Raw genomic sequence first — 24,141 nt, forward strand, 5'->3', positions numbered from 1 at the left:
AATTATGAATATTTTGCTGGTATATAACACTATTTCCGGGCGAGTAAATGCCAAAACCCTGCGTAAGACAGTAAATGTTTTAAAGAACAGGGGATTTTCCATAGGTCATATAAGGGCTACAGAGATAGGGCAGGCATACACCAAGCTGAACAATTTCCTTAAAGAGGAAAGCAATCGAAATTCTGTAGATATAGTAGCTGCCCTGGGCGGTGACGGCCTTATAAACGAGGTAATCAATGCTATTGCGTATACCCGGATACCCCTGGGTATTATTCCCTGCGGAACCACCAATGCCTTTGCCAGGGAGAAGGGCATCCCTCTTTCCATTAAGGGGTCCATTAATATTTTTGAAGATAAAAACCGGAGGACCATTGACCTGGGCTTACTCAACCAGAAAAAATATTTTTTGATGATGTGTTCCTACGGATTTGATGTAAAGGCATTATCGGAGATAAGCCTTATGGTAAAGAAAAAGCTGAAAGTATTCGCCTATATCTGGTATGGTATCAGGGCTTTTTTATTGCATAATCCGGTTAAAGTTTCAGTAAAGGTGGAACAGGAAAACAAGTTTTACAGCGGTTATTACTGTATCATAAATAACATCAAATCTTACGGAAATCCCCTGGCCAAAATTACCCCCCATGCATCTACCGATGACGGGCTGTTGGATATATGTATTTTTAAAAATCCTGATAAGTACAGTTTTATAAAAAATACCATTGGCATTTTTACCTCGAAACATATAAATTACAAAGATGTGGTCTATATTCAGACCAGCAATACAGTTAATATTGATATAGGAGAAAACTTTAAGGATAAGCCGGATAATATGCAGGTTCAGCTGGACGGGGATGCTTTTACCTACCTGCCGGTAAGTGTTACCTGCGCAAGAAAGGCTTTGGATATATATTTACCAGGGGGTATTAAAAAGAAATGAAAGTGGTAGTAGCTTGTGACAAATACAAAGGCAATATTCCCGCAATGGAGATATGTAATATTATTAAATCGGCCATACTGGACACAGACCGGGAGATAGAAGTGGTGCTAAAGCCCATGGCTGATGGAGGAGAAGGAACAGTGGAAACCATGGTGGAAAGCCGCCGGGGCAGGTATATAACCATTCCTGTAAAGGGGCCCCTGGGGGAGGATATCCAGGCCAGGTTCGGTATTATTGATAAACATACTGCGGTAATAGAGATGGCTGCTGCTTCCGGCATAGCTTTAATTGATAAAGACCACCTGAACCCTATGGAGACAACTACTTATGGTACCGGCCAGCTTATAAGGGAAGCTCTGGAGAGGGGATGCAGCAAGATAATCATAGGTATAGGAGGCAGTGCTACTACTGATGGAGGTATGGGTATGGCCCAGGCCATGGGGGTAAAATTCTACTCCCCCCAGGGCGAAGAACTGGGATGGGGAGGAAAGCAATTAAAAAACATAGAAAAAATAGATATGGGCGGCCTGCATCCACAAATAGGCAAGGTTAAAATAGAGGTTGCCTGCGATGTGGATAATCCTCTAACCGGAAAGGATGGAGCAGCTTATGTCTACAGCCCCCAGAAAGGGGCAGATGCTAAGATGGTACAAGAATTGGATCAAGGGCTGCAAAATTTTGCGGCGGCGGTAAAAAGAGACTTAAAAATAGATGTGGACCGAATGAAGGGTGCAGGGGCAGCAGGAGGTCTGGGGGCCGGCCTGGCTGCATTTCTAGGGGCAAGCCTTAAACCGGGTACCGATATCATAACCGGAGCTATTGGCCTAAGAGAAGCTATTGAGGGTTCAGATCTGGTGATTACCGGCGAAGGGGCCATGGACCGGCAGACTTTTTACGGGAAAAGTGCCTATGGGGTAGCCAGAGCTGCAGATGATTTTAAAGTTCCGGTGGCCACCATAAACGGCTCGGTTCTGGTAAGCAGAAAAGAAGTTGATCCTGATCACGCCAGGCTGTTCAGCGGAAATTTTTCTACGGTGAACAAACCCTTAACCCTGGAGCAGGCGATAGCCCAGGGCAGAGAGCTTGCCTATGATACAGCCAGGGAATTAATTAATTTTTATTTAAGTATTTATAATAATATGAAACCATAACATAGTATAGGAGGAGGCTAACCATGAAATTAGTTGGAGAGGTGGAAATTGAAGGATTGGAAAAGATAAAAAGCGGAAAAGTAAGAGAGATGTTTTCCCTGAATAACCATATAATGATAGTAACTACGGATAGAATATCGGCTTTTGATTATATATTGCCCACCCTGATTCCGTTTAAAGGAATTCTTCTAAACCAGATTTCCATTTTCTGGTTTGATTATTTAAAGGATGTTATAAAAAATCATCTGCTGGAAACAGATATAGATAAGTTTCCAAAAAAATTAAAGAAAAACAAGGATATGCTCAAGAGCAGATCGGTAATTGTGGAGAGGGCTAACATATATCCCATAGAATGTGTGGTAAGGGGCTATATTACCGGTTCGGGATGGGAAGAATACAAACAGACTAATGCCATTGGCGATTTGAAACTGCCCCGGAACCTTAAAAATTGCAGTAAGCTGCCTGAACCCATATTTACCCCCAGCACCAAAGAGGTTTCCGGACATGATGTTTCCATTACCATAAATAAGGCCAAGAAGATATTCGGGGCAAAAGTGGTAGAATACCTAAAACAAAAAAGCCTGGAGCTTTACACCAAGGCTGCAGATTTTGCATTAGAGAAAGGAATAATTATAGCCGATACAAAGTTTGAGTTCGGGGTGGTGGATAACCAGACTATTTTAGTGGATGAGGTACTTACTCCTGATTCTTCAAGATTCTGGCCACTGGATGATTATCAGGAAGGCCGGCAGCAGGACAGCTTTGATAAGCAATATGTAAGGGATTATCTGCTTTCTACAGACTGGGATAGAAACTCTACGCCTCCTCAGTTGCCGGCTGAAGTTATTAAAAAAACTTCCCAGAGGTATATTGCAGCTTATGAAAAGCTTACTGGAAAGAAATTTGACTGGAAATGATAATTGTAGATGTGCTTTATTCCAACCGGATTAGCAAGGATACGCTTACAGTTAAGCTTGGCCAGTCGGTTTGTGGGGTTATTGACGTAATAAGGGCCACTTCTACCATAGTTGTGCTGTTGAAAGCAGGATGCAGCAGGGTAATAGTGGCAGCTGATAAAAACCAGGCTTACCGGCTTAAAAAAAAGAATCCGGATTATATATTATGCGGGGAAGAAGGGGGTCTTGCGCCCCCGGGTTTTGATTATGGTAATTCCCCGCTGGAATTGTCCGGCCAGAGTTTGAGAGGCAGGACAGCCATACTTAAAACTACCAATGGCACCGTTTCCATGCATCTGGCCCAAAATTGTATATCCTGTCTTCCGCTGTCATTACTTAATCTTCATTATGGTCTGGGGGAGATGGCCAGGGAGGCAAAGTTAAAAAACAGCAGTATTCTTCTGATCTGTTCCGGCCAGCAGGGAAGGATTGCCTATGACGATGTGTTTGTGGCCGGCCTGGCAGTCAAACACCTGCTTACTATCGGGGGTAATTTCAACTTTACTGATTCTGCCAAGCTGGCCTTAAGTGTTGCCCTGAGTGAATCCAGCCTAAAATTAGCCTTGGAGAAGTCCAGCAGCGGACAGTCACTGAAAGCCATAGGCCTGGAAAAGGACATAGATTTCTGTGCCCGGTTAAACCATTATAATATTAACGGCAAACTGATAAATGAAGCCGGTTTACTGCAGATTGTGCCGGTTTAATTGGAGCAAGGACCAAAATAGACTTCACCTTCCAGCATTTCGACCCCTTTGGTGGAAAACCAGTATTTTCCTTCAAGCACCGGGTCTATCCTGAGGATATAGTCGCCTTCCCGGGTAATATTGTTTACCAACACTTCCACAGTTGCGGTTTCTCCCGGTTTTATATCCTGCTCCAGATGGGTTCTGGTAGGATTATCATAACTTTCCGAGTCGGTTTGCTTGTGATAATAATGGTAGCCTATACGTACCATATACTGGCCGTCTTTTTTCCAGGTGAAATCTGAATTATTGGTAATTTCTATTTTTATATAATTATCTTTATCCAGGCAAAGATAGCCAGGTGCATAACCCTTTAGTTCGGCAGCAACATTTACAGCATCGTAATCTACCTGTTCTTCTATTACTTCTATAATTTCTTCTTCTGGCGGCTGTTCTTCTTCAGCTTCCTCCGGTTGCTGCTGTTGTTCTGGTGCAGGAGGCATCTGTTCCTCCTGGGGACTGGAGCAGGAAATTGCTCCGGCCAGAATAATGGCCAGTGATAAAAATAAGGTTAAAATTACCTTAATGCCTATTTTTTTGATCATCTTTATTCTACCTCACCTTTAAATATTCTATGATTTTTTTACATTATAAATTAGTTTGGTTGTTTTTTAAATAAAAGATATTTAAAATAAAGAGAAAAGAACAGGTTTTTATTATGAGCAGTTTGGAAACAGTTGGGCTAATAACCCTTATATTTATAGGTGGAATAGTTATCAGTGCAATTATTCTGGCCATTCCACTGATAAGCTTAATAAAAAAATATAAGGGGCTGTCCAGAAAATTGGATAAACAGGTTTTGCCCCTGGCAGAACAACTAAAGGACAGCAGCCTCAAACTGAATGAAGAAATGGAATCTGCCCAGGCCATAAAGAAGGATCTGGAAAATCAGTTTACAGAAATAAATATAATTTTAAATGAAATTAAGAGGGTAAGAAATAATCCCTTAAAACAATTTGTAGGTTCATCTTTTGAAATAATATCAATGTTTAGCAAAGGGAGGCAAGATGAGTGACAGCAAACAGGGACAGAATAGTTCAATGGGAATAGTAATATCACTATTTACCGGTTTGTTTATAGGAACAATCATAGGCATGCTTTATGCTCCGAAGTCAGGCAAGGAGACAAGAAAAGAAATAAAGGATAAGAGCGAAGAAGTAATGGATAAGAGCAAGAAAAGCATGGATACAGCAGTTACCAGGACCAGGGATTTTATAGATAAAGGAAGTGCCCGAGTTTCAGACCTTAAGAAAAAGGGTGAGGGTTTTGTAGAAAAAGGCAGGGAAAAGGCAAAAAAAACTGCTAAGGATGTTTCTTCCAGGCTGGATAAGGTGGTTAAGGAAGGAAAACAGGCCGCTAAAAAAGCAGAAGAAGAAATATCTTAGTGTATGATTGATAAAGAACTGTTAAGCAGAGTTTTAGCCGAGATGTTAGGCGGCGGTGGAAGTTTTGCTGAAATATATACACAAAAAAATAGAAATAATAGTTTAAAGCTTGAAGACAGTAAAATTGAAAATGCAGTAAGTGGTTTTGATTTGGGCTGCGGATTAAGGTTATGGCGGGATGACAGCATATTCTATGCTTATGTGGATTCTGTTAAGAAGAAGGATTTGCTGGATGCAGCCAGGGCTTTAGCCCGGATATCAAAATCAGAGACCAATGCTAGGTCCATAGAAATAAATGCAAACCAGAGCCTGGGAGACAGGTCGCTGGTTATGCCTTCAGCTGTGGATAATGACTATAAGAAAAACCTGCTGCTAAAGGTGGATAAGGTTACCAGGGACTATAGCCAGAATATAGCTCAGGTAAGTGCCTATATTTCAGATTCAGAACAGGAAATCCATATAGCAAACTCCAATGGGGTATCCTCGTATTTTACTCTTCAGAAAGTAATACTTTCGGTAAGTGCAATTGCCAAGAGGAAAAAAGAAATAAGAACCGGCCATAAATCTTATGCAAAAACCCTTGGCTACGAGATATTTGAACAGAAAAAACCAGAGGATGTAGCCCTGGAAGCTGCCGCTACTGCAGTAAAGATGCTGGAAGCAAGAGGTGCTCCTACCGGAGAGATGCCGGTAGTAATAGGGCCGGCTTTTGGTGGTGTAATTTTCCATGAAGCCTGCGGACATGGACTGGAAGCTGATGCCGTAATAAAGGATGCCTCTGTGTTTAAGGGGAAAATAGGTAAAAAGATTGCTTCTGACGTAGTTACTGCCATAGACGATCCATCCCTCAAGGGCCACTGGGGTTATTATGGTTTTGATGATGAGGGCTGCCGGTCATCAGAAACTGTTCTTATAAAGGATGGCTGCCTGATGGAGTATATGCATGATTTAAAAAGTGCGGTTAAATTAAACCAGTCCCAGACCGGAAACGGAAGAAGGCAGTCTTACCGGTACATGCCCTATCCAAGGATGAGCAATACCTATATTGCCAATGGAAAAAGTGATCCAAAGGATATATTGGGTTCGGTTAACAGAGGGATATATGCCAAAGAATTTGCCGGTGGCCAGGTAGATCCTGCTACCGGAGATTTTGTATTCGGTATCAGCGAAGGCTATATGGTTGAAAATGGTAAAATAGCTTATCCCATAAAAGGGGCTACGCTTATTGGCAATGGGCCACAGGTATTAAAAAAGATTGAAATGGTGGGTAACGATCTTGCTTTTGCCCCTGGATTTTGTGGTAAAAATGGTCAGTCTCTAGCCAATGAAGTAGGCCAGCCCACTATAAAGGTTAGTAATATGACTGTAGGGGGTACCGAGACCTGATGCCAGAAAACTTTAGAGATATAATAAAATATGCAGCGGATAAGATTTCTAAAAGAGGAGTGGACGAATTTGAAGTGTATGCCATCTCTTCAAAAGAAAACCAGATAGAGGTATACCAGCAGGATATTGAGTCACTTTCTTTTTCGGAATCCAGCGGTATCGGAATAAGAATTATAAATAATTGTTCGGTTGGTTATGCCTATACCTCGTTTTTAGAGAAGCATCAGATTCTTGATTGTATAGACAGGGCTGTAGCCAATGCCCAGGCAACTAATTCAGAAGAGTTTAATACTTTACCTCAAAGTGATGATTACCTGTATCCGGCCAAACAAGGAGAACAGAAACTGTCTTTTGATAATAATTTTTTTAATTATACTATGAATGATAAGGCCCTAGCTGCCAAGAAACTGGAATATGCGACTAAAGCCAGAGATAAAAGGATAATAGGTATAAGCAATAGCTCTTACCAGGATTCTGAAGCCGAGATTATCCTAATCAATTCCAATGGCTTTTTTGACAGCTATAAAAAAAGCTGGTGCTACCTGTATGTAAATGCCATCTCCAGGTCTGGAGAAGATACCTCGACTGGAGATTATTTTGGATACGGAAAACATCTGGGAGAAATAGATATTGAGAATATTGCCGGCAATGCAGCCCAGAAGTCTGTTTCAGTGCTGGGCGGCAAAAAAATTAAATCCAGGAAGGCTGATCTTCTGCTGCATCCTCTGGTGGGGGCACAATTTTTAAGCCTTATTGCCGGGGCCTTGGCTGCGGATTCGATACAAAAGAGGAAATCATTATTTAGGGGCAAGCTCTCTGAAAAACTGTTTTCATTAGATATTGATATTTATGATGACGGAGTAATGCCCTCCGGGCTGGCCAGTTCGCCGTTTGATGGAGAGGGGGTATACAAGGGAAAAACTGCCGTATTTGAAAAAGGTGTGCTAAAAACATATCTCTATAATACCTATACCGCCCGAAAAGATGGCACCAAATCTACGGGGAATGCCAGCAGAAGCTCCTATCGCTCTGTACCTTCGGTAGGGATAAATAATTTTTATATTAAACCCGGAAAATCCAGCTTTGAAAAAATTTTATCCAGTATGGATGAAGGGTTTTATGTCCTGGACATAATAGGCCTTCATTCAGGAGCCAACCCGGTCAGCGGGGATATAAGTGTGGGGGCAAAGGGAATATGGGTGGAAAAAGGAATCCTTTCTTACCCGGTAAAAGAAGTAACCATAGCTACTGATTTTTTGAGCCTTTTAAAAAGCATAAAGGAAGTTGGGGATAATTTAAGTTTTATGCCTTTAAATGGTTTTATGGGAAGTCCGGCTCTGCTGATAGACAAGGTAATGATAAGCGGCACTTAGCCGGCTGTAATAAATCTTACATAGCCCACTGTTTGAAAAATAACTGTTACTATAACCCCTGCCAGCAGTACCCCCACAGTTATATCCAGTAAAGCTTTCCTGGGGGGTATGCCAAACACAAAAGCTATTAGAGCCCCGGTCCAGCCTCCGGTTATAGGCAGGGGGATGCATACAAAACCGGCCAGAGCAAAGCCGCTGTATTTTTCAAATCTTTTATAATATCTTTTTCTGGTCCGGTTAAACAACCAGGTAAAAAAACGGTTGAATACCTTAAACCTTGACATCAGGAATTTGGAAACCGGCTCCAGTATCCACAGTATTAACACCACCGGAACCAGGTTACCTATTACTGATATAATATAAGTTTCAATTATTCCCATCTTATAGGTACCCAGAGCTATGGGAATGGACGCCCTCAACTCGCCCACCGGGATCATGGCGGTAAAAAAAGTGGCTAACTGATAGGGTAATTCTGAAAAATAATGTTCCATATATTTTTATATTTTAAAATTTTTATGTTAATATTTTCAAAGCTTATTACAAAAGATTTAAGATATTATATAAGTTGAATATATTACAGTCAATTATTTTAGGCATAATTCAGGGATTAACCGAGTTTTTTCCAATAAGCAGTTCCGGCCATCTGGTTATTCTACCTTATCTGTTCAGCTGGGATTATGTGCCCCTTTATTTTACGGTTACCGTGCATTTTGGAACTCTGGTGGCAGTGGTTCTGGTGTTCTACAGGGATATTGTTAATATAATAAAATCTTTTGTTCTAGCTCTTTTTAAAAAAAACCAGGACCAATCCAGCTTGAAACTGGGGTGGTTTTTGATATTAGGTTCCATACCTGCTGCCGCTGCCGGCTTTTTTCTGGAGGATTATGCGGATATGCTTTTTTCCAGCCCGGTAATGGTAGCATTTTTTTTACTGTTAACTGCTGCCCTGCTATTTAGCAGTGAACTATGGGGAAAATACCGGTTGCAGAAAATGGCAGTCCAGACTATCAGTGATAAACAAGCGGGGCAAAGATTAACACTGGCTAAATCGCTGATTATAGGAGTAGGCCAGGCACTGGCTATAATGCCCGGGGTTTCCAGGTCCGGAGCCACCATATCTTTTGGAAGGTATCTGGGGCTTAGCCGAAAAAAAAGTGTCCGGTTTTCATTTCTGCTGTCAGTGCCGGTTATATTTGGTTCCTTTTTATTTCAAATAATAAAAATACGCCAGGTAATCTCCGGAAATGAACCCGGCATGGCTTTGAATCTGGGGCTGGGATTTATTTTCTCTTTTTTAGCAGGGCTTTTTGCTATAAAATTTATGTTAAGACTGGTAGAGAACAGGAGCCTGAATGTTTTTGCCATATACTGTGTCTGCCTGTCTGTATTGATATTTGTTTTCTATTTTATAAATATGTAATTACAGGGAGTGATTGTTATTATTATGAAAGGCGTTATTTTAGCAGGAGGATTAGGGACCAGGCTGTGGCCTTGTACCAAGGTTACCAATAAGCATTTGCTGCCGGTTTATGATAAGCCCATGATTTACTATCCGCTGGAGACCATGGTGGATGCAGGGCTGAAAGATATAATGATAGTTACCGGAGGCAATTATGCCGGCGATTTCTTAAGGCTGTTGGGCAACGGGAGCGAATTTGGATTAAAAGATATAAGTTATACCTATCAGGAAGGTGAGGGAGGCATAGCTGATGCTTTAAAACTTGCTGAAAACTTTGTAGATAAAGATAAAATCTTTGTTATGCTGGGTGATAATATTATCCAGGACAATATTGGTAAATATATAAAAGAATTTAATAACCGGGAAGAAGGGGCCCACATATTTTTAAAAGAAGTCCATGATCCCCAGAGGTTCGGGGTGGCGGAAGTAAAAGACGGTAAAGTTTTAAATATTGAGGAGAAACCCAAAAATCCCAGAAGTAATTATGCGGTGACCGGGCTTTACATGTATGACAATAAGGTTTTTGACATAATAAAGAACCTCAAGCCTTCGGACCGGGGAGAATTTGAAATTACTGATGTAAACAATCACTATATCCGCCGGGGCAAGATGAGCTATACTGTACTCAAAGGATGGTGGACTGATGCAGGAACTTTTGAATCACTGTATCGGGCCAGCAAGCTGGTTGCAGAAAAATTCAGGAAATAATTAAATTTTAACTATATTTTTTGAGTGGCAGTAATAACAGGATTTTATATGGCAATCTGATTTCCAGTTTGAGTCTGAAATCCTGTATAACCACTGGTAACCATTTCCGGATCGGTTAAATTCAGCTGTGCCTTTTTCCCTGGCTACACCTATAAATTTTTCCGTATTTCCGCAATCCATACATTTATACACTATTCTTCCTTTCTGTTATTATCAGTTATTATGGCATATTATAGTATAAAAACAACAATAATTAAATCATTTTTATAAAATTTATTCTATTTGACTTAAAAAAAGCGCTTTGATAATATCTGATTATTATTAAAAATTGATTACTGAAACTATAGTGAAAGCTTCAACCGAAAAGGTTAAAGTAAAAATAAAAACAGAATCCTACATAGTTAATGGGAATGTCCATACTATGCCTGGCGGAAGACTTAGTGATTACATAACCAGCCACATAAACAGGTTTATTCCGGTAACCGAAGCAGAAGTAGTACCTATTGATGACAGGCTGAATGAAGGTATGGAAAAAAGAGAAGTGGTATTTATAAATACCGAAAAAATAGAAATGATAGAGTACCTATAGTAAAGGCAATAAATAGAAAGGAAAATCAATGGCAGAGATGATACAATTAACTGATTCTGATTTTGAAGACAAGGTAGTTAATTCGGATCTACCGGTTTTGGTAGATTTTTGGGCAGTATGGTGTGGGCCCTGTAAGATGATCGCTCCCGAGCTGGAGAAATTAGCCGATGAAAAAGGAGACGCTCTAAAGATAGGGAAGTTAAATGTGGATGAAAACAGGGACACCGCAATAAAATATGGAATCAGCAGTATTCCTACCCTGCTGTTTTTTAAAGATGGCAAAATCGCAAAGAAGCTTATTGGTGCTATGTCCAAAGATAAGATATTAAATGAAATATCTTCCTTCCTTTAATGGCACAAATTTTTCTAGGTACCTCCGGGTATAAATATAAGGATTGGATAGGGGAGTACTATCCACAGGACATGGATAGTAAAGAAAACCTTTTCTATTATGGAAGGGATTTTAATACAGTAGAGATAAATTTTACTTATTACTCCCTGCCCAATCCTTACATATTTTTAAATATGGTTAAAAAAGCAAAACCCGGCTTTTTATTTTCCATTAAGGCCCATAGTTCCATGACTCACCATAGAAATTTTACCGACCAGCAGCGACAGCAGTTTTTTCAATCACTCAAGCCCTTGCAGGATAACTCAATGCTGGGATGTCTGTTGTTTCAATTTCCATATTCCTTTAAATTCAATAAAAAAAATGCCCAATACTTAGAAGAAATAGGGGAAAAATTTGGCGAGTACCCCTCAGTTATAGAGTTCAGGCATAATTCATGGTTAAGGGAAGAAGTATTTAATTTGATGGCAAAAAGCAATCTTGCTTTTTGCAATGTTGATGAGCCTGGTTTGCCCGGATTACTGCCGCCAACAGAAATTAATGTTGGCGATATTTCTTATATAAGGTTCCATGGCCGTAACAGGAAAAACTGGTGGAACCATGAACAGGCTTACCAGCGGTATGATTATGCCTATACCCTTAAGGAATTATCAGAATGGATACCCAGGATTGAACATATGGCTTCCAAACCCGGAAAAATATTTATATATTTTAATAACCATTACCGGGCCAAAGCAGTAAAATCAGCCAGAGTTCTGGCAGGTTTACTTAAAGAAAGCCATATTATTACTTCACAAAATTAACCTAATTATATAAAATCTATTAAGCAGTTTTGGCAATAGCTTATAGAAAGTTAGTTTTATGTTTAAGAGAGTAGAGGCAAAAGTAAATTTAGTAGAGATGGAAGAAAGAATCCTGAAGTTCTGGAAGGATGCCCGGGTTTTTGAAAAGAGCCTTCAAAAGAACAAACATAATAAAAAATTTGTCTTCTATGAAGGTCCCCCTACAGCAAATGGTGCCCCGGGAGTCCATCATGTGTTATCCAGGGTGTTTAAGGATATATTTCCCCGGTATAAAACCATGAAAGGCTATTATGTCCCCAGAAAAGCAGGCTGGGATACCCACGGGTTACCGGTTGAGCTGGAGATTGAAAAAAAATTAAATATAAATTCAAAGAAAGAAATTGAAGAAATAGGCATCGAGAAATTTAACCGGTTATGCAAACAGAGCGTAATGCGCTATGAAGAAGAATGGAAAAAAATGACTGAGCGCATAGGCTTCTGGATTGATATGGATAATGCTTATTATACTTTTACCAATGATTATATTGAAACTATATGGTGGATACTTAAAACAGTATGGGACAAGGATCTTCTATACCAGGGGCACAAGATTGTGCCTTATTGTACCCGATGCGGTACGGCTCTATCCTCACATGAAATAGCCCTGGGATACAAGGAGGTTATTGACAAAACTATTGTGGTAAAGTTTAAGCTGAAGGAAAAGAAGAATTGTTATCTTCTGGTTTGGACTACCACCCCCTGGACCCTGGTGTCCAATGTAGGCTGCGCTATAAACCCGAAAGCAACTTATGCAGAGGTTGAATTTGAGGACCAGTGCCTGGTTCTGGCCGGGGACCTGGTGGAAAGTGTATTTGGGGAAGAAGACAGCTACAGGGTTATCCGTAAATTTAGCGGTAAAGAACTGGTGGGTAAAAAATATGAGCCCATTTATGATTATGCCGAGGACAGCACCCGGGCCTATAAGGTGGTGCCTGGCGACTTTGTCTCTACCCGGGAGGGTACAGGGATTGTACATATAGCCCCTGCCTTTGGTGAAGATGATATGAGTGTAGGGTTAAAAAACAACCTTCCTGTAGTGCAGATGGTTGACTATGATGGGAAATTCAAGCCAGAGGTAGACCAGTTTGCAAAAATGGGAATAGAGGAATCCAATCCGGTCATAATTGATGATTTAAAGAAAAGAAATCTGTTGTTCAGCTTTGAAAACCACAAGCACTCCTATCCTTTTTGTTGGAGGTGTGACAGCAGATTGATCTATTATGCTAAAAAAAGCTGGTACATAAGAACTTCTAAAATAAAGCAGCAGCTGCTGGACTCCAACCAAAAAGTTAACTGGTACCCGGAACATATAAAATATGGAAGATTCGGTAAATGGCTGGAGAATAATATAGACTGGGCCTTAACCAGGGAACGTTACTGGGGAACCCCGTTACCCATATGGGAAGATGAAAATGGTCACCGGGTATGTATAGGCAGCATACAGGAATTAAAACAAATGGCAGTGGAAGAATTTGATGAACTGGACCTCCACCGGCCCTATGTAGATAATGTAAAAGTCAAATGCCCTCAATGCGGGCAGCATATGCACAGGGTTACCGAGGTAATAGATGTATGGTTTGATTCGGGCTCAATGCCTTTTGCCCAGTTTCATTATCCTTTTGAGAACCAGGAGTTGTTTAAGGAAAGTTTTCCTGCCGATTTTATATGTGAGGCCATTGATCAAACCAGAGGCTGGTTTTATACCATGCTGGCTATATCTACTTTCCTGTTTAAACAATCAAGTTACAAGAATGTATTGTGTCTGGGCCTGATAAATGATGAAAATGGACAGAAAATGAGCAAGTCCAGGGGCAATATAGTGGAGCCCTGGAAAATACTGAACAAACAGGGCGCAGATGCTCTCAGGTGGTACTTTTTTACGGCAGTATCCCCCTGGCTGCCCAAAAATTTTTCAGTCAGTTCGGTAGATGAAGTAATCAGGAAGTTTATCCTTACCCTGTGGAACACTTATTCGTTCTTTGTAATCTATGCCAATATAGATAATTTTGATCCGGCAAAACACCATCTTAAAGTGGAAGACAGGCAGGAGATTGATAGGTGGATAATATCGGAATTAAATAAGACTGTAAAAGAGGTAAACAGATTGTTGGATGACTATAATGTTACTGACAGCGGAAGGCTTATACAGGATTTTGTAGACAATTTATCCAACTGGTATGTAAGGAGAAGCAGGAGGAGATTCTGGAAAAGCGGCACCGATAAAGAAAAAATCAGCGCCTATAAGACCCTTTATGAATGCCTTACTACCGTGGCCTTGCTGTGTGCACCCTATGTACCATTTATAAGCGAAGAAATATATCAGAATCTGGTAGTGGGAATGGACCAGGATAAGGTCAGTGTTCATCTTCAGGATTATCCTGAAGATGATATGGAACTCATAGATGAACAATTAAGTTTTAATATGGAGATAGCCAGAAAAGTGGTAGGTCTGGGTAGAACCATAAGAAACAAACTGAATATAAAGACCAGGCAGCCGCTTTCTGAGGTTATAATCTATTTTGATGTAGATAAAAAAGTTACTGAAGCCATACGTCATTTTGAGCCCATAATAAAAGAAGAGCTAAATGTTAAACAGGTAAATATCCTGGACGACAGGGGGCAGCTGGTAAGTTATGACATTAAACCTAACTTGAAGCTTTTGGGGTCCAAATACGGGGCCATGGTACCTAAAATAAAGCAAAGCCTGGAAGAGATGAACCCGGCTATGGTAGCCCTTAAATCAGAAAGCAGCAAGAAGATATCTATGATGGTAGATGGAAAACACATAGATCTGGAACCTGATGAGGTTCTGGTGGATATTGTAAACAAAGAGGGGCTGGGAATAGAGAGCGACGGAACCTTTACCATCGGCCTTCCTTCAGAGATAGAACCCGGACTTCTTGAGGAGGGTTTTGCCAGGGAACTGGTACATCAGATCCAGAACCTTAGAAAAGAAGCTGATTTTAAGATTGAAAACACCATAAACACTTACATAGATTGTGGACCGGAAGAGAAAAAGATAATTAAAAAATATGATGATTATATAAAGAAAGAAACACTTACCCAGAAACTGAATTTTGGTAAGAAAGAGGAGTGCTTTAACCGGGAGGCGGAAGTTGACGGATCCAGTATGACCATTGCTATAGTAGTGGTGGGAAGTATTGTATGAAAATAAGCAATAATAATAAATTATTAAACACAGTTTTTGTTCTGGTAGCAGTTATTGTACTGGCCGCAGATCAGTATACCAAGTACTGGATAAAAATAAACCTTCCCACCTCCAGTTCCATTGAAGTGGTACCCAATTTTTTTTATATCACCCATATAAAAAATACGGGAGCCGCCTTTGGGCTTTTCCCCAATGGAACCCAGGTGTTAATAATCATCTCCATAATAGCTATACTTCTTATAATAGTAATAAAGATTATACTCAAGATTAAATCCTATTTTTTCAATATTGCCCTGGGCCTTATAATGGGGGGAGCTTTGGGCAATCTGGTAGACCGTTATTTTATTGGCGAAGTTACTGATTTTTTATATATAGTTTATTGGCCCATATTCAATATAGCGGACAGCTCGGCGGTAGTAGGATTTGCTATTATGGTTATAATTTTATTTAAGGAATTTTTTAAAAAAGATGGGGCAGTTAAGCAGTGAACTCTAAACCTCTGGAGTTTGTAGTAACCGCTCAGGAACAGGGCAAAAGAATTGACCGGTTTCTTTCCGAAAATATTAACCGGATAACCCGAAGCCAGATTTCAATATTAATGGAACAGGGCAAGGTCAGGGTCAATCAGCAATCAGTAACCAAAAGTTACAGAATCAAGGAAGGCGACAGAATCTATGTCCTGGATCTGGTAAAGGATGATTCGCCTAAACTGGAGCCGGAGAACCTAAATTTAAACATTCTGTATGAGGACAAATATCTGATGGTGGTATCCAAGCCTGCGGGAATGGTATGCCATCCAGGGCCCGGCCACAGCCGGCATACCCTGGTTAATGCCCTGCTCTATCATAGCCAGAAGCTGTCGGATAGGGGGGAAGGGGATCGTCCAGGGATTGTGCACCGGCTGGATAAGGATACATCAGGCCTGGTAGTAGTGGCAAAAGATAATCATACCCATCAACTTTTATCTGATTTGTTTAAATCCAGGCAGGTAAAAAAGATATACTGGGCATTGGTATGGGGCAATTTTAGCGAAAAGAAGGGAATGATAAGCCTGCCTCTTTCCCGGTCTGCAAAAGACCGTAAAAAGATAGCAGTTAGTTCGGACCGGGGAAGGCAGGCCAGCACAGAATTTGAGATCAGGGAGCAATTCAACCAGTGCAGCTGGCTGAGCATAAATTTAAAAACAGGCAGAACTCACCAGATTAGAGTGCATATGAATTATATCGACCATCCGGTTATAGGGGATAATACATATAGAAATAAGGAATCTGCAGGACTTGCCCAGACTCTTGGATTATCCAGGCAGTTTCTGCATGCCATAAAAATAGAATTTGTGCACCCCATCAAAAAAACCGGGATAAAGGTAGAGGACAGTCTGCCCGCTGAATTGCAATCAGTTCTGGATAGACTTATCCTTAATAAGCAATAATGCAGTTTATATCATTAAGGAAGGTATCAATATGTCAAAAATAAGAAGAGTGGTCCTAGATGTGTTAAAACCCCATGCCCCCAGTATAATAGATCTGGCCAATATATTGGCTGATATAAAGGGGATAGAGGGGGTGGATATCAGTCTAAAAGAGATGGACCAGAAGGTGGAAAACGTTAAGATAACTTGCGAAGGCGAAGATATAGACTACGGTCAACTGGAAAAAGCCATAATTGAAAATGGCGGGTCAGTTCACAGCATAGACAAAATATCTGCGGGAGCCAGCATGGTTGATGAAGTTTTAACTTCCCAGGATTAGGTAGCCCTGATCTCCTGCCGCATAAATATTATATAAGATAGAGCGAAACATATAACTGCCAGGGATATAATCGCTATCAGCTGTGGCCAAACCTGAACCAAACTCTGCCCCAGAGAAAGTGGACTTAACAGCATTCTGCTCAAATCAGTAGAAACCAGAGATTGAGCATTTAAAAACATATGTCCTCCTACCGGTATCAGCAGGGTGGTTATAGCTTCTGAAAACAGGGTGGCTGGAGATATCCTGGATATATTGCTCTCAATCATATAATTTTTTACCTGGTCAGCAGTAGATGCATTATCCAGAGGAACTACTGCATTGGCCACTGCATTGGCTATTATGGGTAGAAAGACTATCAGAAACAGCCATATAGCAATAGAGGTGAGTATGGAGGTGGCTGTTTTTTCCATAATAACTGAAAACAGCATAGACAGTCCCATCCAGAAAGTACCATAGAATATACATATAAACACAAAGAAAAACAGCCGGAGTATTTCCATGGATGAAGGGGGAACGCCAATGGTCCTAAGCCCTATTCCTGCTATCAGCAATACTATGCTGCCCATGATTATGGCCAGGGTGGTAATTCCTGCTAAAAATTTTCCGTTTATTACGCTATCCCTGAAAATTGGCTGGGACATAAGCCTGCTTAAATTACCGCTTCTTCTTTCGCTGTTTATAGCATCAAAACCAAAAACAATGCCTATTATGGGTATAAACAGGCTGATAAAAGTTATAAATGAGGGGAGTATGTCTCCCGAGGTGGTAAAAAGTTTTAAGAATATATTTGCATCTACACCGCTGGCTGCGTCCCGGATATTTTGCAGGGCAACATATACAGAAGACAATCCTGCAACGTATACCAGCCCCAGCAGTATTATAAATTTTTTACTGCTGAAATAATCTGTCAGTTCTTTTCTATATACAGTAAGAATGCTTTTCATATTACTCCTCTTTAAAATATTTTAGGTAAATTTCTTCCAAAGCATAATTCTTTATATTCATGCTGGTAAGAAATGAATCCGAGCCAGAGATGGTTTTGGATATTTCAGACCTCAAATCCTTATCACAGATAACCTGAATTTTGCCATCCTCCTGGTTTACTTCTACTACTTGGTCCATGTTTCTAATTTTTTCAATCAGGCCCTGGTCAAAGGGATTGATTTCTATTTCTATCCTGTATTTTCCGCCGCCAAACAAATCTCTTCCCAGTTTATCGATTTCGCCTTCACCTATGAGATTTCCCTTGGACAGCACTCCCACTCGGTGGCATATTTTCTGAACCAGGTTTAACTGGTGAGATGACAGCATGAAAGTTATTCCCTTTTCCTGATTCAGCCTGATAATGGTTTCCAGTATACTATTGGCAACCTTTACGTCCAAACCTTCTGTAGGCTCATCAAAAATTACCAGCTGGGGATCCTTTATTAAAACATCGGCTATACCCAGCCTTTGTTTCATTCCTTTGGAAAACTGTTTTACCGGCTGATTCTTATTTTTAAGAAGGCCTACCGTTTCCAGCACACGATCTGTCTTTTCAGGGATCTCACTGTACTTTATATTATTGAGTTCTGCAGTGTAGGTCAAGTTATCTCTGGCGGTCATATCCTCATAAAACCCAACTTTTTCCGGCAGATACCCGGTTATCCTTTTTACTTTTAAAGGCTCCCTGGTAGAATTAAAACCGGCTACACTTATGCTTCCCGAGGTAGGCTCTGTTAACCCCAGTAGCATAAGAATAATGGTAGACTTACCGGCACCGTTTGGTCCCAGCAGTCCATAAATCTCGCCTTTATTTATGGTCAGGTTTAGATTATTGACTGCTATGGTACTGCCATATTTTTTAGTAAGGTTTTCTGCAATGATTATTTTTTCCATAATCCTATCTTCTTCCCAACCTTGCAAATATTATGGCTACACCAACTATAACTATAACAATGATGCCAATTCCGACCCAGCCCCACACGGTGGGTGTTAATACAGTTACCCTGAGGTCCAGAGAATCTGTGCTGTTTTCACTATTGGCATTGAAAGTAACCATATAGTCACCGGCAATAGTTTTCTCAGGCGGTTTTATGGTTACCTCTATCTCTTCCTGTTCACCGGCTTCCAGGGTTTCAATGTCTTTATTATCAAATTCCACCATCCAGCCTTCAGGCTCGGTGGTGGTAAGTGAGATATTTTCAATTGAGGCTGAACCGCTGTTTCCCAGCATCAGCATATATTTATTATCTTTACCGGAGGTAATTTCAGTACTGAGCCTTCCGGTTTTGGTAGAAAGGTCTAGCTGATAAGTAGCGGTAACAATGGCTGTAAACTCAGCATTAGCGCTTAAGCCTGTATCTTCGTCTTCAACCATGATGGTTATGGCATATTCGCCCGGCTCTATTTTAACCAGAGGGGTAGCTATTACTTTTAAGCTTGTGGAAGCTGCATTGGGGGCCAACTTAATAGCAGATATCTCTGTATTTTCAAATGAGGGCTGTATGGAAACATACCATCCTTCAGGTGCTTCAGAGTTTAGATCAAAGGTCCTTTCTTCTTGCCCCGAATAAGAAAGATCTGCCTTAAATTCAAAAGATCCGCCAGATTTCGCCCTCAATTCAGGAAACTGTATATCAAAGCTGAGCTCCTCTGGTACCACTTCCTCTGCCTGAGGGGTCTCTGTTTCAGCTTCTTCCTCCTGGGCAAGAACAACTGAAGGTACGGATAAAATAATGGATAAAGTAAAAATTGCTAAAAAGCTAAAAATTAATGTCTTCATTTTTTTATTCCTGCTTTTCACTTATTAGACTCCTTTACTATCTAATGATATTTTAGGCTGTTTTAATTTTGCTTTATTGCCACGGTTACATTTTTGTATACGAACAAAAATTTTAATAATTTTGTCCGTGGTTGTCAAGAAAGGCTAAGGGGTTGTCATTTAAAAGTTAAAAGTTCAATTATTATTTTAAGTGATTTACAATTTATAACCAGGAAAGTATGATCCCAAATTTTTTCTTGTATTTTGTTATAAAATTTCATATATTATAAAAAGCTATTTATCAACCTTTAAAATAGTCCAGAGAGACTAAAAGGGAAAAAGTGAAGAATAAAAAATATATAAATAAAAATATTATGCCTTCTTGCTGCATGGGTGGGAAGGTTTTTTTATGTCCCAATTTAAGCCTATGAGAGAAAAAGCATTAATACTAGGAGCCCAGGATATAGAAAGAGTGCTAAAAAGGATTTCACATGAAATCCTTGAGAGAAACAAGGGATGCGGCAACCTGGTGTTTATAGGTATACAAAAAAGGGGAATACCCTTGGCTGCCAGAATTGCAGAGAACATAAAAAATTTTGAGCAGTCACAGATACCGGTGGGGAAACTGGATATAACATTTTACCGGGATGATATAGGTAAGAGCATAAAACCGGAAGTAAACATTACCGACATACCTTTTGACATAAAGGATAAGGATATAATTTTAGTTGATGATGTTCTGTTTACCGGTAGAACTATCAGGGCAGCCATGGATGCAATTATTGATCTGGGAAGGCCCAGATCCGTCCAGCTGGTGGTTTTAATAGACAGAGGCCACAGGGAACTGCCTATCAGGGCCGACTATGTAGGAAAAAACATTCCCACTTCCATAAATGAGCTGATTGAAGTCAGGCTAAAAGAGACCGACAGTATAGATAAAGTAACCATATGTGATAATAAATAGAGGAGTATTTAGTTGTTAGCAGGAAGCAGTTTATTAAGAATAGATGACCTTGAGCCAGGTGATGTAGAACAGATTCTGCATAATACTGATTCCTTTGTGGAAGTTTTAGAAAGAAAAGTTAAAAAGGTGCCTGCCCTGAGGGGCAAGACGGTTGCCAATATTTTTTTTGAGCCCAGCACCAGGACCAAGAATTCTTTTGAAATCGCTGCAAAAAGGCTCAGTGCCGATACTATTAATTTTTCCTCTTCTACCAGCAGCCTGAAAAAAGGAGAATCAATAACCGATACCATAAACACTATTATTGCCATGAAGGTAAACCTGCTGGTCATAAGGCACGGCCACAGCGGTGTTTTAAATTTTTTATCTGACCGGATAGATCTTCCCATAATCAATGCAGGGGACGGAAAGAATCAGCACCCCACTCAGGCCCTGCTGGATCTTTATACCATCAGGCAAAAGTTTAGCCAGGTTGAAGGATTAAAAGTGGGCATAGTGGGGGATTATTTAAACAGCAGAGTGGCCCGTTCCAATGTTGATTTGTTTCAAAAAATGGGAATGGAGGTCACCGTAGTAGCCCCCAGCATGTTTCTTCCCGGCGATATAAAGGTTACCAAAGCCAGGGTGGCAGGCAGTATTGATGATATTATCCACAAGGTGGACGTGCTGTACATGCTCAGGATGCAGCTGGAAAGGCAGGACAGAAAATTTTATCCCTCTATCAGGGAATATAATCGTTTTTTAAGCTTAAATTCAAAAAGAATGACAGCCATGAAAAAGAATTCAATGGTGATGCACCCGGGTCCGGTAAACAGGGGGATAGAAATAAGTGAAGAATTAATGGAAAGAATAACTACAGATAAACAGTTGGCCAACAAGGTGTTTATACAGAAACAGGTAACCCACGGAGTAGCAGTACGAATGGCGCTGCTTTATCTGATTTTAAGTTAGGCGGTAACTACTAAATTGGAAGACAAAAAAAATATACTCATAAAACAGGCCAGGATTGTAGACCCTTATCTGGATAGGGACTTGGTATCCGATTTATTTATAAGCCGGGGAAAAATAGAAAAAATATCCGGTCATATAGAAAAAAGGGATAATACCGAGGTCATAGAAGGAAAACAATTAGTAGTTTGTCCCGGCTTTATAGATATGCATGTCCATTTAAGGGATCCAGGCGATGAAATGGAGGAGGATATTGCCAGTGGCATAAAGGCAGCTCTTGCCGGCGGGTTTACCGCCATAGCCTGTATGCCCAACACCAGGCCCCCCATAGACAACCCTTATCTTATAGATTATATAAAAGATAAGGCTAAAATCCATGATTTTAGCCTACTTCCGGTAGCTGCAATGACTAAAGGTTTAAAAGGAAAACAGATTACGGAAATGGGGCTGCTGGCAGAACATGGAGCAGTAGCTTTCTCCGATGATGGATATTGTGTTCAGGATTCCAGAAACATGTATGAAATAATGCGCTATAGCCGGCAGATAAACTCCCTGCTTATTTTGCATGAAGAGGATAACCAGTTTTCAGAAGGGGGGCTGGTTCATGAAGGATACTATTCCAATAAATTCGGCCTGGAAGGCATAAGCCCACTTGGCGAAGAGCTGATTATAGCCAGGGATATTATGCTGGCAGAAAAAACCGGGGCCCGGATACACATTACCCATTTAAGCAGTGCTAAATCTGTGCAGCTTATAAGGGAGGCCAAAAAAAATGGCATAAATATCAGCTGTGACGTAACTCCCCATCACCTGTATTTTAATCACAGCTGTCTGGATAAGCTGGATACCAATTTAAAGGTAAAACCGCCTATCCGGGATGAACAGGACCAAAAAGCATTGATTGAGGGCATAAAAGACGGCACCATAGATGCCGTAGCCAGCGATCATGCGCCCCATTTGCTGGAAGAAAAGAATACCACCCTAAGGGATGCGGCCTTTGGGGCTATCGGTATGGAAACCTCATTTAAGGCAAGCTTTAGCAAGCTGTGCATACAGGAAAAAATGAACCTTGTAGATCTTTTAAAACTTTTTACTCTGGGACCCGCGCAAATATTGAAAATTAGTCCCCCAACAGTAAAAGAAAAGCAGATTGCAAATTTAGTAATCCTGGATATTAAATCTAAAAATAAAGTAATGCCAGAATTTATTTCTAAAAGCTCCAATTGCCCCTTTATGGGACAAAATCTTACCGGACAGGTGCTTTATACTATAAATAACGGCAAGCTATGTTATAAAAGAGAGTGATGGAATTGAATAAAAAAGCAATTTTAATGCTGGAAGATGGAAAAGTATTTGAAGGCAGGAGTTTTGGCTGCCCCGGTGAAGCTGTGGGAGAAGTGGTTTTTAATACATCCATGACCGGTTACCAGGAAATTTTAACTGACCCTTCCTACTGTGAACAGATAGTAACTATGACTTACCCCCAGATTGGCAACTATGGAGTAAATTACAAGGATATAGAATCCAACAAGGTACAGGTAAAAGGATTTATAGTAAGAGAATATATTGATACCTACAGCAACTGGAGAGCCAAAAAAAGCCTGCAGGATTATCTGCAGAATAATAGTATAGTGGGAATATCGGAAATAGATACCCGTCAGCTCACCAAACATATACGGCTGCAGGGAGCCATGAAGGGTATAATATCTACCAATACTGACCATCAGCAACAGCTTAAACAGAAGCTTGACAGTTATCCCGGTATGATAGGACGGGACCTGGTAGACAATGTCAGCTGCAGCCAGCCCTATGTATTTAACCCCGAGAAAAAGGGAGCCAGATACAAAGTGGTGGCTATAGATTATGGAATCAAATTAAATATACTCAGGTGTCTGGCAGATGCCGGTTTCAGGATACAGGTAGTACCTGCCAGAACCACGCCTCAGCAGGTTCTTGACTATAAGCCGGACGGAGTAATGTTGTCCAATGGACCCGGGGATCCGGCGGCTGTAAGTTATGCCATAAATAATATAAAGCAGCTGGTTTCCAGGGTCCCTATTTTTGGTATCTGCCTGGGGCACCAGCTGCTGGGCCTGGCTCTGGGTGCTAAAACCTACAAGCTGAAATTTGGACATCACGGAGGCAATCATCCGGTTAAGAATTTATTAACCGGGGAAGTTGAGATAACCACCCAGAATCATGGATTTTCTTTGGATATGGAAAGCTTAAACCAGATTGGAGATATAAATTACAGGGTGACTCACATAAATTTAAATGATCAAACCATGGAGGGTATCGAGTACGATGATCTCTCTGCTTACAGCGTACAGCACCATCCGGAGGCCGGGCCCGGACCCCATGATGCCCGTTATATTTTTAAGAGATTTATTAATATAATTGAAAATTTTAAATAGGAAGATTTTATGCCTAAAAGGAAAGACTTAAAAAAGATTTTAATAATAGGCTCGGGACCCATAATAATTGGACAGGCTTGTGAGTTTGACTATTCGGGTACCCAGGGCTGTAAGGTATTAAAGGACGAAGGCTATGAAGTAATACTTGTAAACAGCAATCCTGCCACCATTATGACTGATCCTGAATTTGCGGATAAAACCTATATTGAGCCGCTTACCCCGGAATTTGTGAAAAAAGTTATAATAAAAGAAAGGCCGGATGCACTGCTGTCAACCCTGG

Annotated in this window: 27 protein-coding genes; 22 read left to right on the forward strand and 5 right to left on the reverse strand. The window is 40.6% G+C overall.

Translation table 11 applies throughout. The features are described from left to right. Positions 1 to 4 precede the first annotated feature (4 nt). Genes K9H14_05830 through K9H14_05845 form a run of 4 tightly spaced genes read left to right on the forward strand, consistent with a single transcriptional unit; the run spans position 5 to position 3,748 of the window. On the forward strand, positions 5 to 937 hold the full coding sequence (locus K9H14_05830) for a diacylglycerol kinase family lipid kinase (GenBank protein MCG9479713.1): 933 nt from the start codon (positions 5 to 7) through the stop codon (positions 935 to 937). Further along, on the forward strand, positions 934 to 2,088 hold the full coding sequence (locus K9H14_05835; protein ID MCG9479714.1) for a glycerate kinase: 1,155 nt from the start codon (positions 934 to 936) through the stop codon (positions 2,086 to 2,088). The genes K9H14_05830 and K9H14_05835 overlap by 4 nt, the downstream gene beginning before the upstream one ends. Before the next feature lie 23 nt (positions 2,089 to 2,111). Continuing rightward, positions 2,112 to 3,005 (forward strand): phosphoribosylaminoimidazolesuccinocarboxamide synthase, encoded by an 894-nt coding sequence (locus K9H14_05840; GenBank protein ID MCG9479715.1) that lies wholly within the window; start codon positions 2,112 to 2,114, stop codon positions 3,003 to 3,005. Then, positions 3,002 to 3,748 carry a 2-phosphosulfolactate phosphatase gene (locus K9H14_05845; GenBank protein MCG9479716.1) on the forward strand — a complete coding sequence of 249 codons (747 nt, stop codon included), beginning with the start codon at positions 3,002 to 3,004 and terminating at the stop codon, positions 3,746 to 3,748. Before K9H14_05840 ends, K9H14_05845 begins: the two co-directional genes overlap by 4 nt. Here the strand turns inward: K9H14_05845 and K9H14_05850 are convergent. After that, positions 3,745 to 4,332: a hypothetical protein gene (locus tag K9H14_05850; protein ID MCG9479717.1), complete on the reverse strand. Its 588-nt coding sequence runs from the start codon at positions 4,330 to 4,332 to the stop codon at positions 3,745 to 3,747. The genes K9H14_05845 and K9H14_05850 overlap by 4 nt on opposite strands. A gap of 113 nt (positions 4,333 to 4,445) precedes the next feature. Between K9H14_05850 and K9H14_05855 the strand changes: the two genes are divergently transcribed. The 4 genes from K9H14_05855 to K9H14_05870 are packed head-to-tail and all read left to right on the forward strand — an operon-like array spanning position 4,446 to position 7,931. Then, on the forward strand, positions 4,446 to 4,802 hold the full coding sequence (locus K9H14_05855) for a hypothetical protein (protein MCG9479718.1): 357 nt from the start codon (positions 4,446 to 4,448) through the stop codon (positions 4,800 to 4,802). Further along, positions 4,795 to 5,172, forward strand: coding sequence for a YtxH domain-containing protein (locus K9H14_05860; protein ID MCG9479719.1), 378 nt, complete (start codon positions 4,795 to 4,797; stop codon positions 5,170 to 5,172). The genes K9H14_05855 and K9H14_05860 overlap by 8 nt, the downstream gene beginning before the upstream one ends. A 3-nt stretch (positions 5,173 to 5,175) precedes the next feature. Continuing rightward, on the forward strand, positions 5,176 to 6,558 hold the full coding sequence (locus K9H14_05865) for a TldD/PmbA family protein (GenBank protein MCG9479720.1): 1,383 nt from the start codon (positions 5,176 to 5,178) through the stop codon (positions 6,556 to 6,558). Beyond that, a complete protein-coding gene (locus tag K9H14_05870; protein MCG9479721.1) occupies positions 6,558 to 7,931 on the forward strand; it encodes a TldD/PmbA family protein in 1,374 nt (457 codons plus the stop codon). The genes K9H14_05865 and K9H14_05870 overlap by 1 nt, the downstream gene beginning before the upstream one ends. On the opposite strand, the gene K9H14_05875 is transcribed toward K9H14_05870, so the two are convergent. Continuing rightward, on the reverse strand, positions 7,928 to 8,422 hold the full coding sequence (locus K9H14_05875) for a small multi-drug export protein (protein ID MCG9479722.1): 495 nt from the start codon (positions 8,420 to 8,422) through the stop codon (positions 7,928 to 7,930). The genes K9H14_05870 and K9H14_05875 overlap by 4 nt on opposite strands. Positions 8,423 to 8,496: 74 nt before the next feature. Here K9H14_05875 and K9H14_05880 point away from each other — a divergent pair, with 74 nt between their 5' ends. The 9 genes from K9H14_05880 (at position 8,497) to K9H14_05920 (ending at position 16,795) form a co-directional block, all read left to right on the forward strand. Then, positions 8,497 to 9,351 (forward strand): undecaprenyl-diphosphate phosphatase, encoded by an 855-nt coding sequence (locus tag K9H14_05880; GenBank protein ID MCG9479723.1) that lies wholly within the window; start codon positions 8,497 to 8,499, stop codon positions 9,349 to 9,351. 24 nt (positions 9,352 to 9,375) lie between these two features. Continuing rightward, the gene (locus tag K9H14_05885; protein MCG9479724.1) at positions 9,376 to 10,098 is read left to right on the forward strand and encodes an NTP transferase domain-containing protein; all 723 of its coding nucleotides are present in this window, start codon (positions 9,376 to 9,378) and stop codon (positions 10,096 to 10,098) included. Between the two features lie 328 nt (positions 10,099 to 10,426). Next, positions 10,427 to 10,687, forward strand: a complete 261-nt coding sequence (locus tag K9H14_05890; protein MCG9479725.1) for a hypothetical protein — start codon at positions 10,427 to 10,429, stop codon at positions 10,685 to 10,687. A 28-nt stretch (positions 10,688 to 10,715) separates the two neighbouring features. Then, positions 10,716 to 11,039 carry a thioredoxin gene (gene trxA, locus K9H14_05895; GenBank protein MCG9479726.1) on the forward strand — a complete coding sequence of 108 codons (324 nt, stop codon included), beginning with the start codon at positions 10,716 to 10,718 and terminating at the stop codon, positions 11,037 to 11,039. A 71-nt stretch (positions 11,040 to 11,110) separates the two neighbouring features. Continuing rightward, positions 11,111 to 11,839 carry a DUF72 domain-containing protein gene (locus tag K9H14_05900; protein ID MCG9479727.1) on the forward strand — a complete coding sequence of 243 codons (729 nt, stop codon included), beginning with the start codon at positions 11,111 to 11,113 and terminating at the stop codon, positions 11,837 to 11,839. A 58-nt stretch (positions 11,840 to 11,897) separates the two neighbouring features. After that, on the forward strand, positions 11,898 to 15,047 hold the full coding sequence (gene ileS / locus K9H14_05905; GenBank protein MCG9479728.1) for an isoleucine--tRNA ligase: 3,150 nt from the start codon (positions 11,898 to 11,900) through the stop codon (positions 15,045 to 15,047). Next, positions 15,044 to 15,535 carry a signal peptidase II gene (gene lspA, locus K9H14_05910; GenBank protein MCG9479729.1) on the forward strand — a complete coding sequence of 164 codons (492 nt, stop codon included), beginning with the start codon at positions 15,044 to 15,046 and terminating at the stop codon, positions 15,533 to 15,535. Before ileS ends, lspA begins: the two co-directional genes overlap by 4 nt. After that, complete coding sequence (locus K9H14_05915) at positions 15,532 to 16,476, forward strand: RluA family pseudouridine synthase (GenBank protein ID MCG9479730.1); 945 nt, start codon at positions 15,532 to 15,534, stop codon at positions 16,474 to 16,476. The genes lspA and K9H14_05915 overlap by 4 nt, the downstream gene beginning before the upstream one ends. Positions 16,477 to 16,507: 31 nt before the next feature. Continuing rightward, positions 16,508 to 16,795, forward strand: coding sequence for a DUF211 domain-containing protein (locus tag K9H14_05920; protein MCG9479731.1), 288 nt, complete (start codon positions 16,508 to 16,510; stop codon positions 16,793 to 16,795). Here the strand turns inward: K9H14_05920 and K9H14_05925 are convergent. From K9H14_05925 to K9H14_05935, 3 genes are read right to left on the reverse strand one after another with little or no spacing between them, the layout of a single operon-like run. Next, positions 16,792 to 17,739 carry an ABC transporter permease gene (locus K9H14_05925; protein ID MCG9479732.1) on the reverse strand — a complete coding sequence of 316 codons (948 nt, stop codon included), beginning with the start codon at positions 17,737 to 17,739 and terminating at the stop codon, positions 16,792 to 16,794. The genes K9H14_05920 and K9H14_05925 overlap by 4 nt on opposite strands. Before the next feature lies 1 nt (position 17,740). Then, positions 17,741 to 18,673, reverse strand: a complete 933-nt coding sequence (locus K9H14_05930) for an ABC transporter ATP-binding protein (protein MCG9479733.1) — start codon at positions 18,671 to 18,673, stop codon at positions 17,741 to 17,743. A 4-nt stretch (positions 18,674 to 18,677) separates the two neighbouring features. Beyond that, positions 18,678 to 19,559 carry a hypothetical protein gene (locus tag K9H14_05935; protein ID MCG9479734.1) on the reverse strand — a complete coding sequence of 294 codons (882 nt, stop codon included), beginning with the start codon at positions 19,557 to 19,559 and terminating at the stop codon, positions 18,678 to 18,680. A gap of 406 nt (positions 19,560 to 19,965) precedes the next feature. Here K9H14_05935 and pyrR point away from each other — a divergent pair, with 406 nt between their 5' ends. The 5 genes from pyrR to K9H14_05960 form a co-directional block, all read left to right on the forward strand. Beyond that, a complete protein-coding gene (gene pyrR / locus K9H14_05940; GenBank protein MCG9479735.1) occupies positions 19,966 to 20,502 on the forward strand; it encodes a bifunctional pyr operon transcriptional regulator/uracil phosphoribosyltransferase PyrR in 537 nt (178 codons plus the stop codon). Between the two features lie 12 nt (positions 20,503 to 20,514). Further along, positions 20,515 to 21,450: an aspartate carbamoyltransferase catalytic subunit gene (locus tag K9H14_05945; GenBank protein ID MCG9479736.1), complete on the forward strand. Its 936-nt coding sequence runs from the start codon at positions 20,515 to 20,517 to the stop codon at positions 21,448 to 21,450. A 15-nt stretch (positions 21,451 to 21,465) separates the two neighbouring features. Further along, positions 21,466 to 22,752, forward strand: coding sequence for a dihydroorotase (locus K9H14_05950; protein ID MCG9479737.1), 1,287 nt, complete (start codon positions 21,466 to 21,468; stop codon positions 22,750 to 22,752). Continuing rightward, positions 22,752 to 23,861, forward strand: coding sequence for a glutamine-hydrolyzing carbamoyl-phosphate synthase small subunit (carA, locus tag K9H14_05955; GenBank protein MCG9479738.1), 1,110 nt, complete (start codon positions 22,752 to 22,754; stop codon positions 23,859 to 23,861). Before K9H14_05950 ends, carA begins: the two co-directional genes overlap by 1 nt. Positions 23,862 to 23,870: 9 nt before the next feature. Next, positions 23,871 to 24,141, forward strand: a 271-nt coding sequence (locus K9H14_05960) for a hypothetical protein (GenBank protein MCG9479739.1), incomplete at its 3' end; no start/stop codon positions are given.

Source organism: Actinomycetes bacterium, assembly GCA_022396035.1.
Classification (GTDB): Bacteria; Actinomycetota; Humimicrobiia; order Humimicrobiales; family Humimicrobiaceae; genus Halolacustris.

Bases quoted from the DNA above. Each gene is read 5' to 3' on its own strand.
- K9H14_05830 (MCG9479713.1), top strand. From the start codon at position 5: ATGAATATTTTGCTGGTATATAACACTATTTCCGGGCGAGTAAATGCC.
- K9H14_05835 (MCG9479714.1), top strand. From the start codon at position 934: ATGAAAGTGGTAGTAGCTTGTGACAAATACAAAGGCAATATTCCCGCA.
- K9H14_05840 (MCG9479715.1), top strand. From the start codon at position 2,112: ATGAAATTAGTTGGAGAGGTGGAAATTGAAGGATTGGAAAAGATAAAA.
- K9H14_05845 (MCG9479716.1), top strand. From the start codon at position 3,002: ATGATAATTGTAGATGTGCTTTATTCCAACCGGATTAGCAAGGATACG.
- K9H14_05850 (MCG9479717.1), bottom strand. From the start codon at position 4,332: ATGATCAAAAAAATAGGCATTAAGGTAATTTTAACCTTATTTTTATCA.
- K9H14_05855 (MCG9479718.1), top strand. From the start codon at position 4,446: ATGAGCAGTTTGGAAACAGTTGGGCTAATAACCCTTATATTTATAGGT.
- K9H14_05860 (MCG9479719.1), top strand. From the start codon at position 4,795: ATGAGTGACAGCAAACAGGGACAGAATAGTTCAATGGGAATAGTAATA.
- K9H14_05865 (MCG9479720.1), top strand. From the start codon at position 5,176: ATGATTGATAAAGAACTGTTAAGCAGAGTTTTAGCCGAGATGTTAGGC.
- K9H14_05870 (MCG9479721.1), top strand. From the start codon at position 6,558: ATGCCAGAAAACTTTAGAGATATAATAAAATATGCAGCGGATAAGATT.
- K9H14_05875 (MCG9479722.1), bottom strand. From the start codon at position 8,422: ATGGAACATTATTTTTCAGAATTACCCTATCAGTTAGCCACTTTTTTT.
- K9H14_05885 (MCG9479724.1), top strand. From the start codon at position 9,376: ATGAAAGGCGTTATTTTAGCAGGAGGATTAGGGACCAGGCTGTGGCCT.
- trxA (MCG9479726.1), top strand. From the start codon at position 10,716: ATGGCAGAGATGATACAATTAACTGATTCTGATTTTGAAGACAAGGTA.
- K9H14_05900 (MCG9479727.1), top strand. From the start codon at position 11,111: ATGGATAGTAAAGAAAACCTTTTCTATTATGGAAGGGATTTTAATACA.
- ileS (MCG9479728.1), top strand. From the start codon at position 11,898: ATGTTTAAGAGAGTAGAGGCAAAAGTAAATTTAGTAGAGATGGAAGAA.
- lspA (MCG9479729.1), top strand. From the start codon at position 15,044: ATGAAAATAAGCAATAATAATAAATTATTAAACACAGTTTTTGTTCTG.
- K9H14_05920 (MCG9479731.1), top strand. From the start codon at position 16,508: ATGTCAAAAATAAGAAGAGTGGTCCTAGATGTGTTAAAACCCCATGCC.
- K9H14_05925 (MCG9479732.1), bottom strand. From the start codon at position 17,739: ATGAAAAGCATTCTTACTGTATATAGAAAAGAACTGACAGATTATTTC.
- K9H14_05930 (MCG9479733.1), bottom strand. From the start codon at position 18,673: ATGGAAAAAATAATCATTGCAGAAAACCTTACTAAAAAATATGGCAGT.
- K9H14_05935 (MCG9479734.1), bottom strand. From the start codon at position 19,559: ATGAAGACATTAATTTTTAGCTTTTTAGCAATTTTTACTTTATCCATT.
- pyrR (MCG9479735.1), top strand. From the start codon at position 19,966: ATGAGAGAAAAAGCATTAATACTAGGAGCCCAGGATATAGAAAGAGTG.
- carA (MCG9479738.1), top strand. From the start codon at position 22,752: ATGGAATTGAATAAAAAAGCAATTTTAATGCTGGAAGATGGAAAAGTA.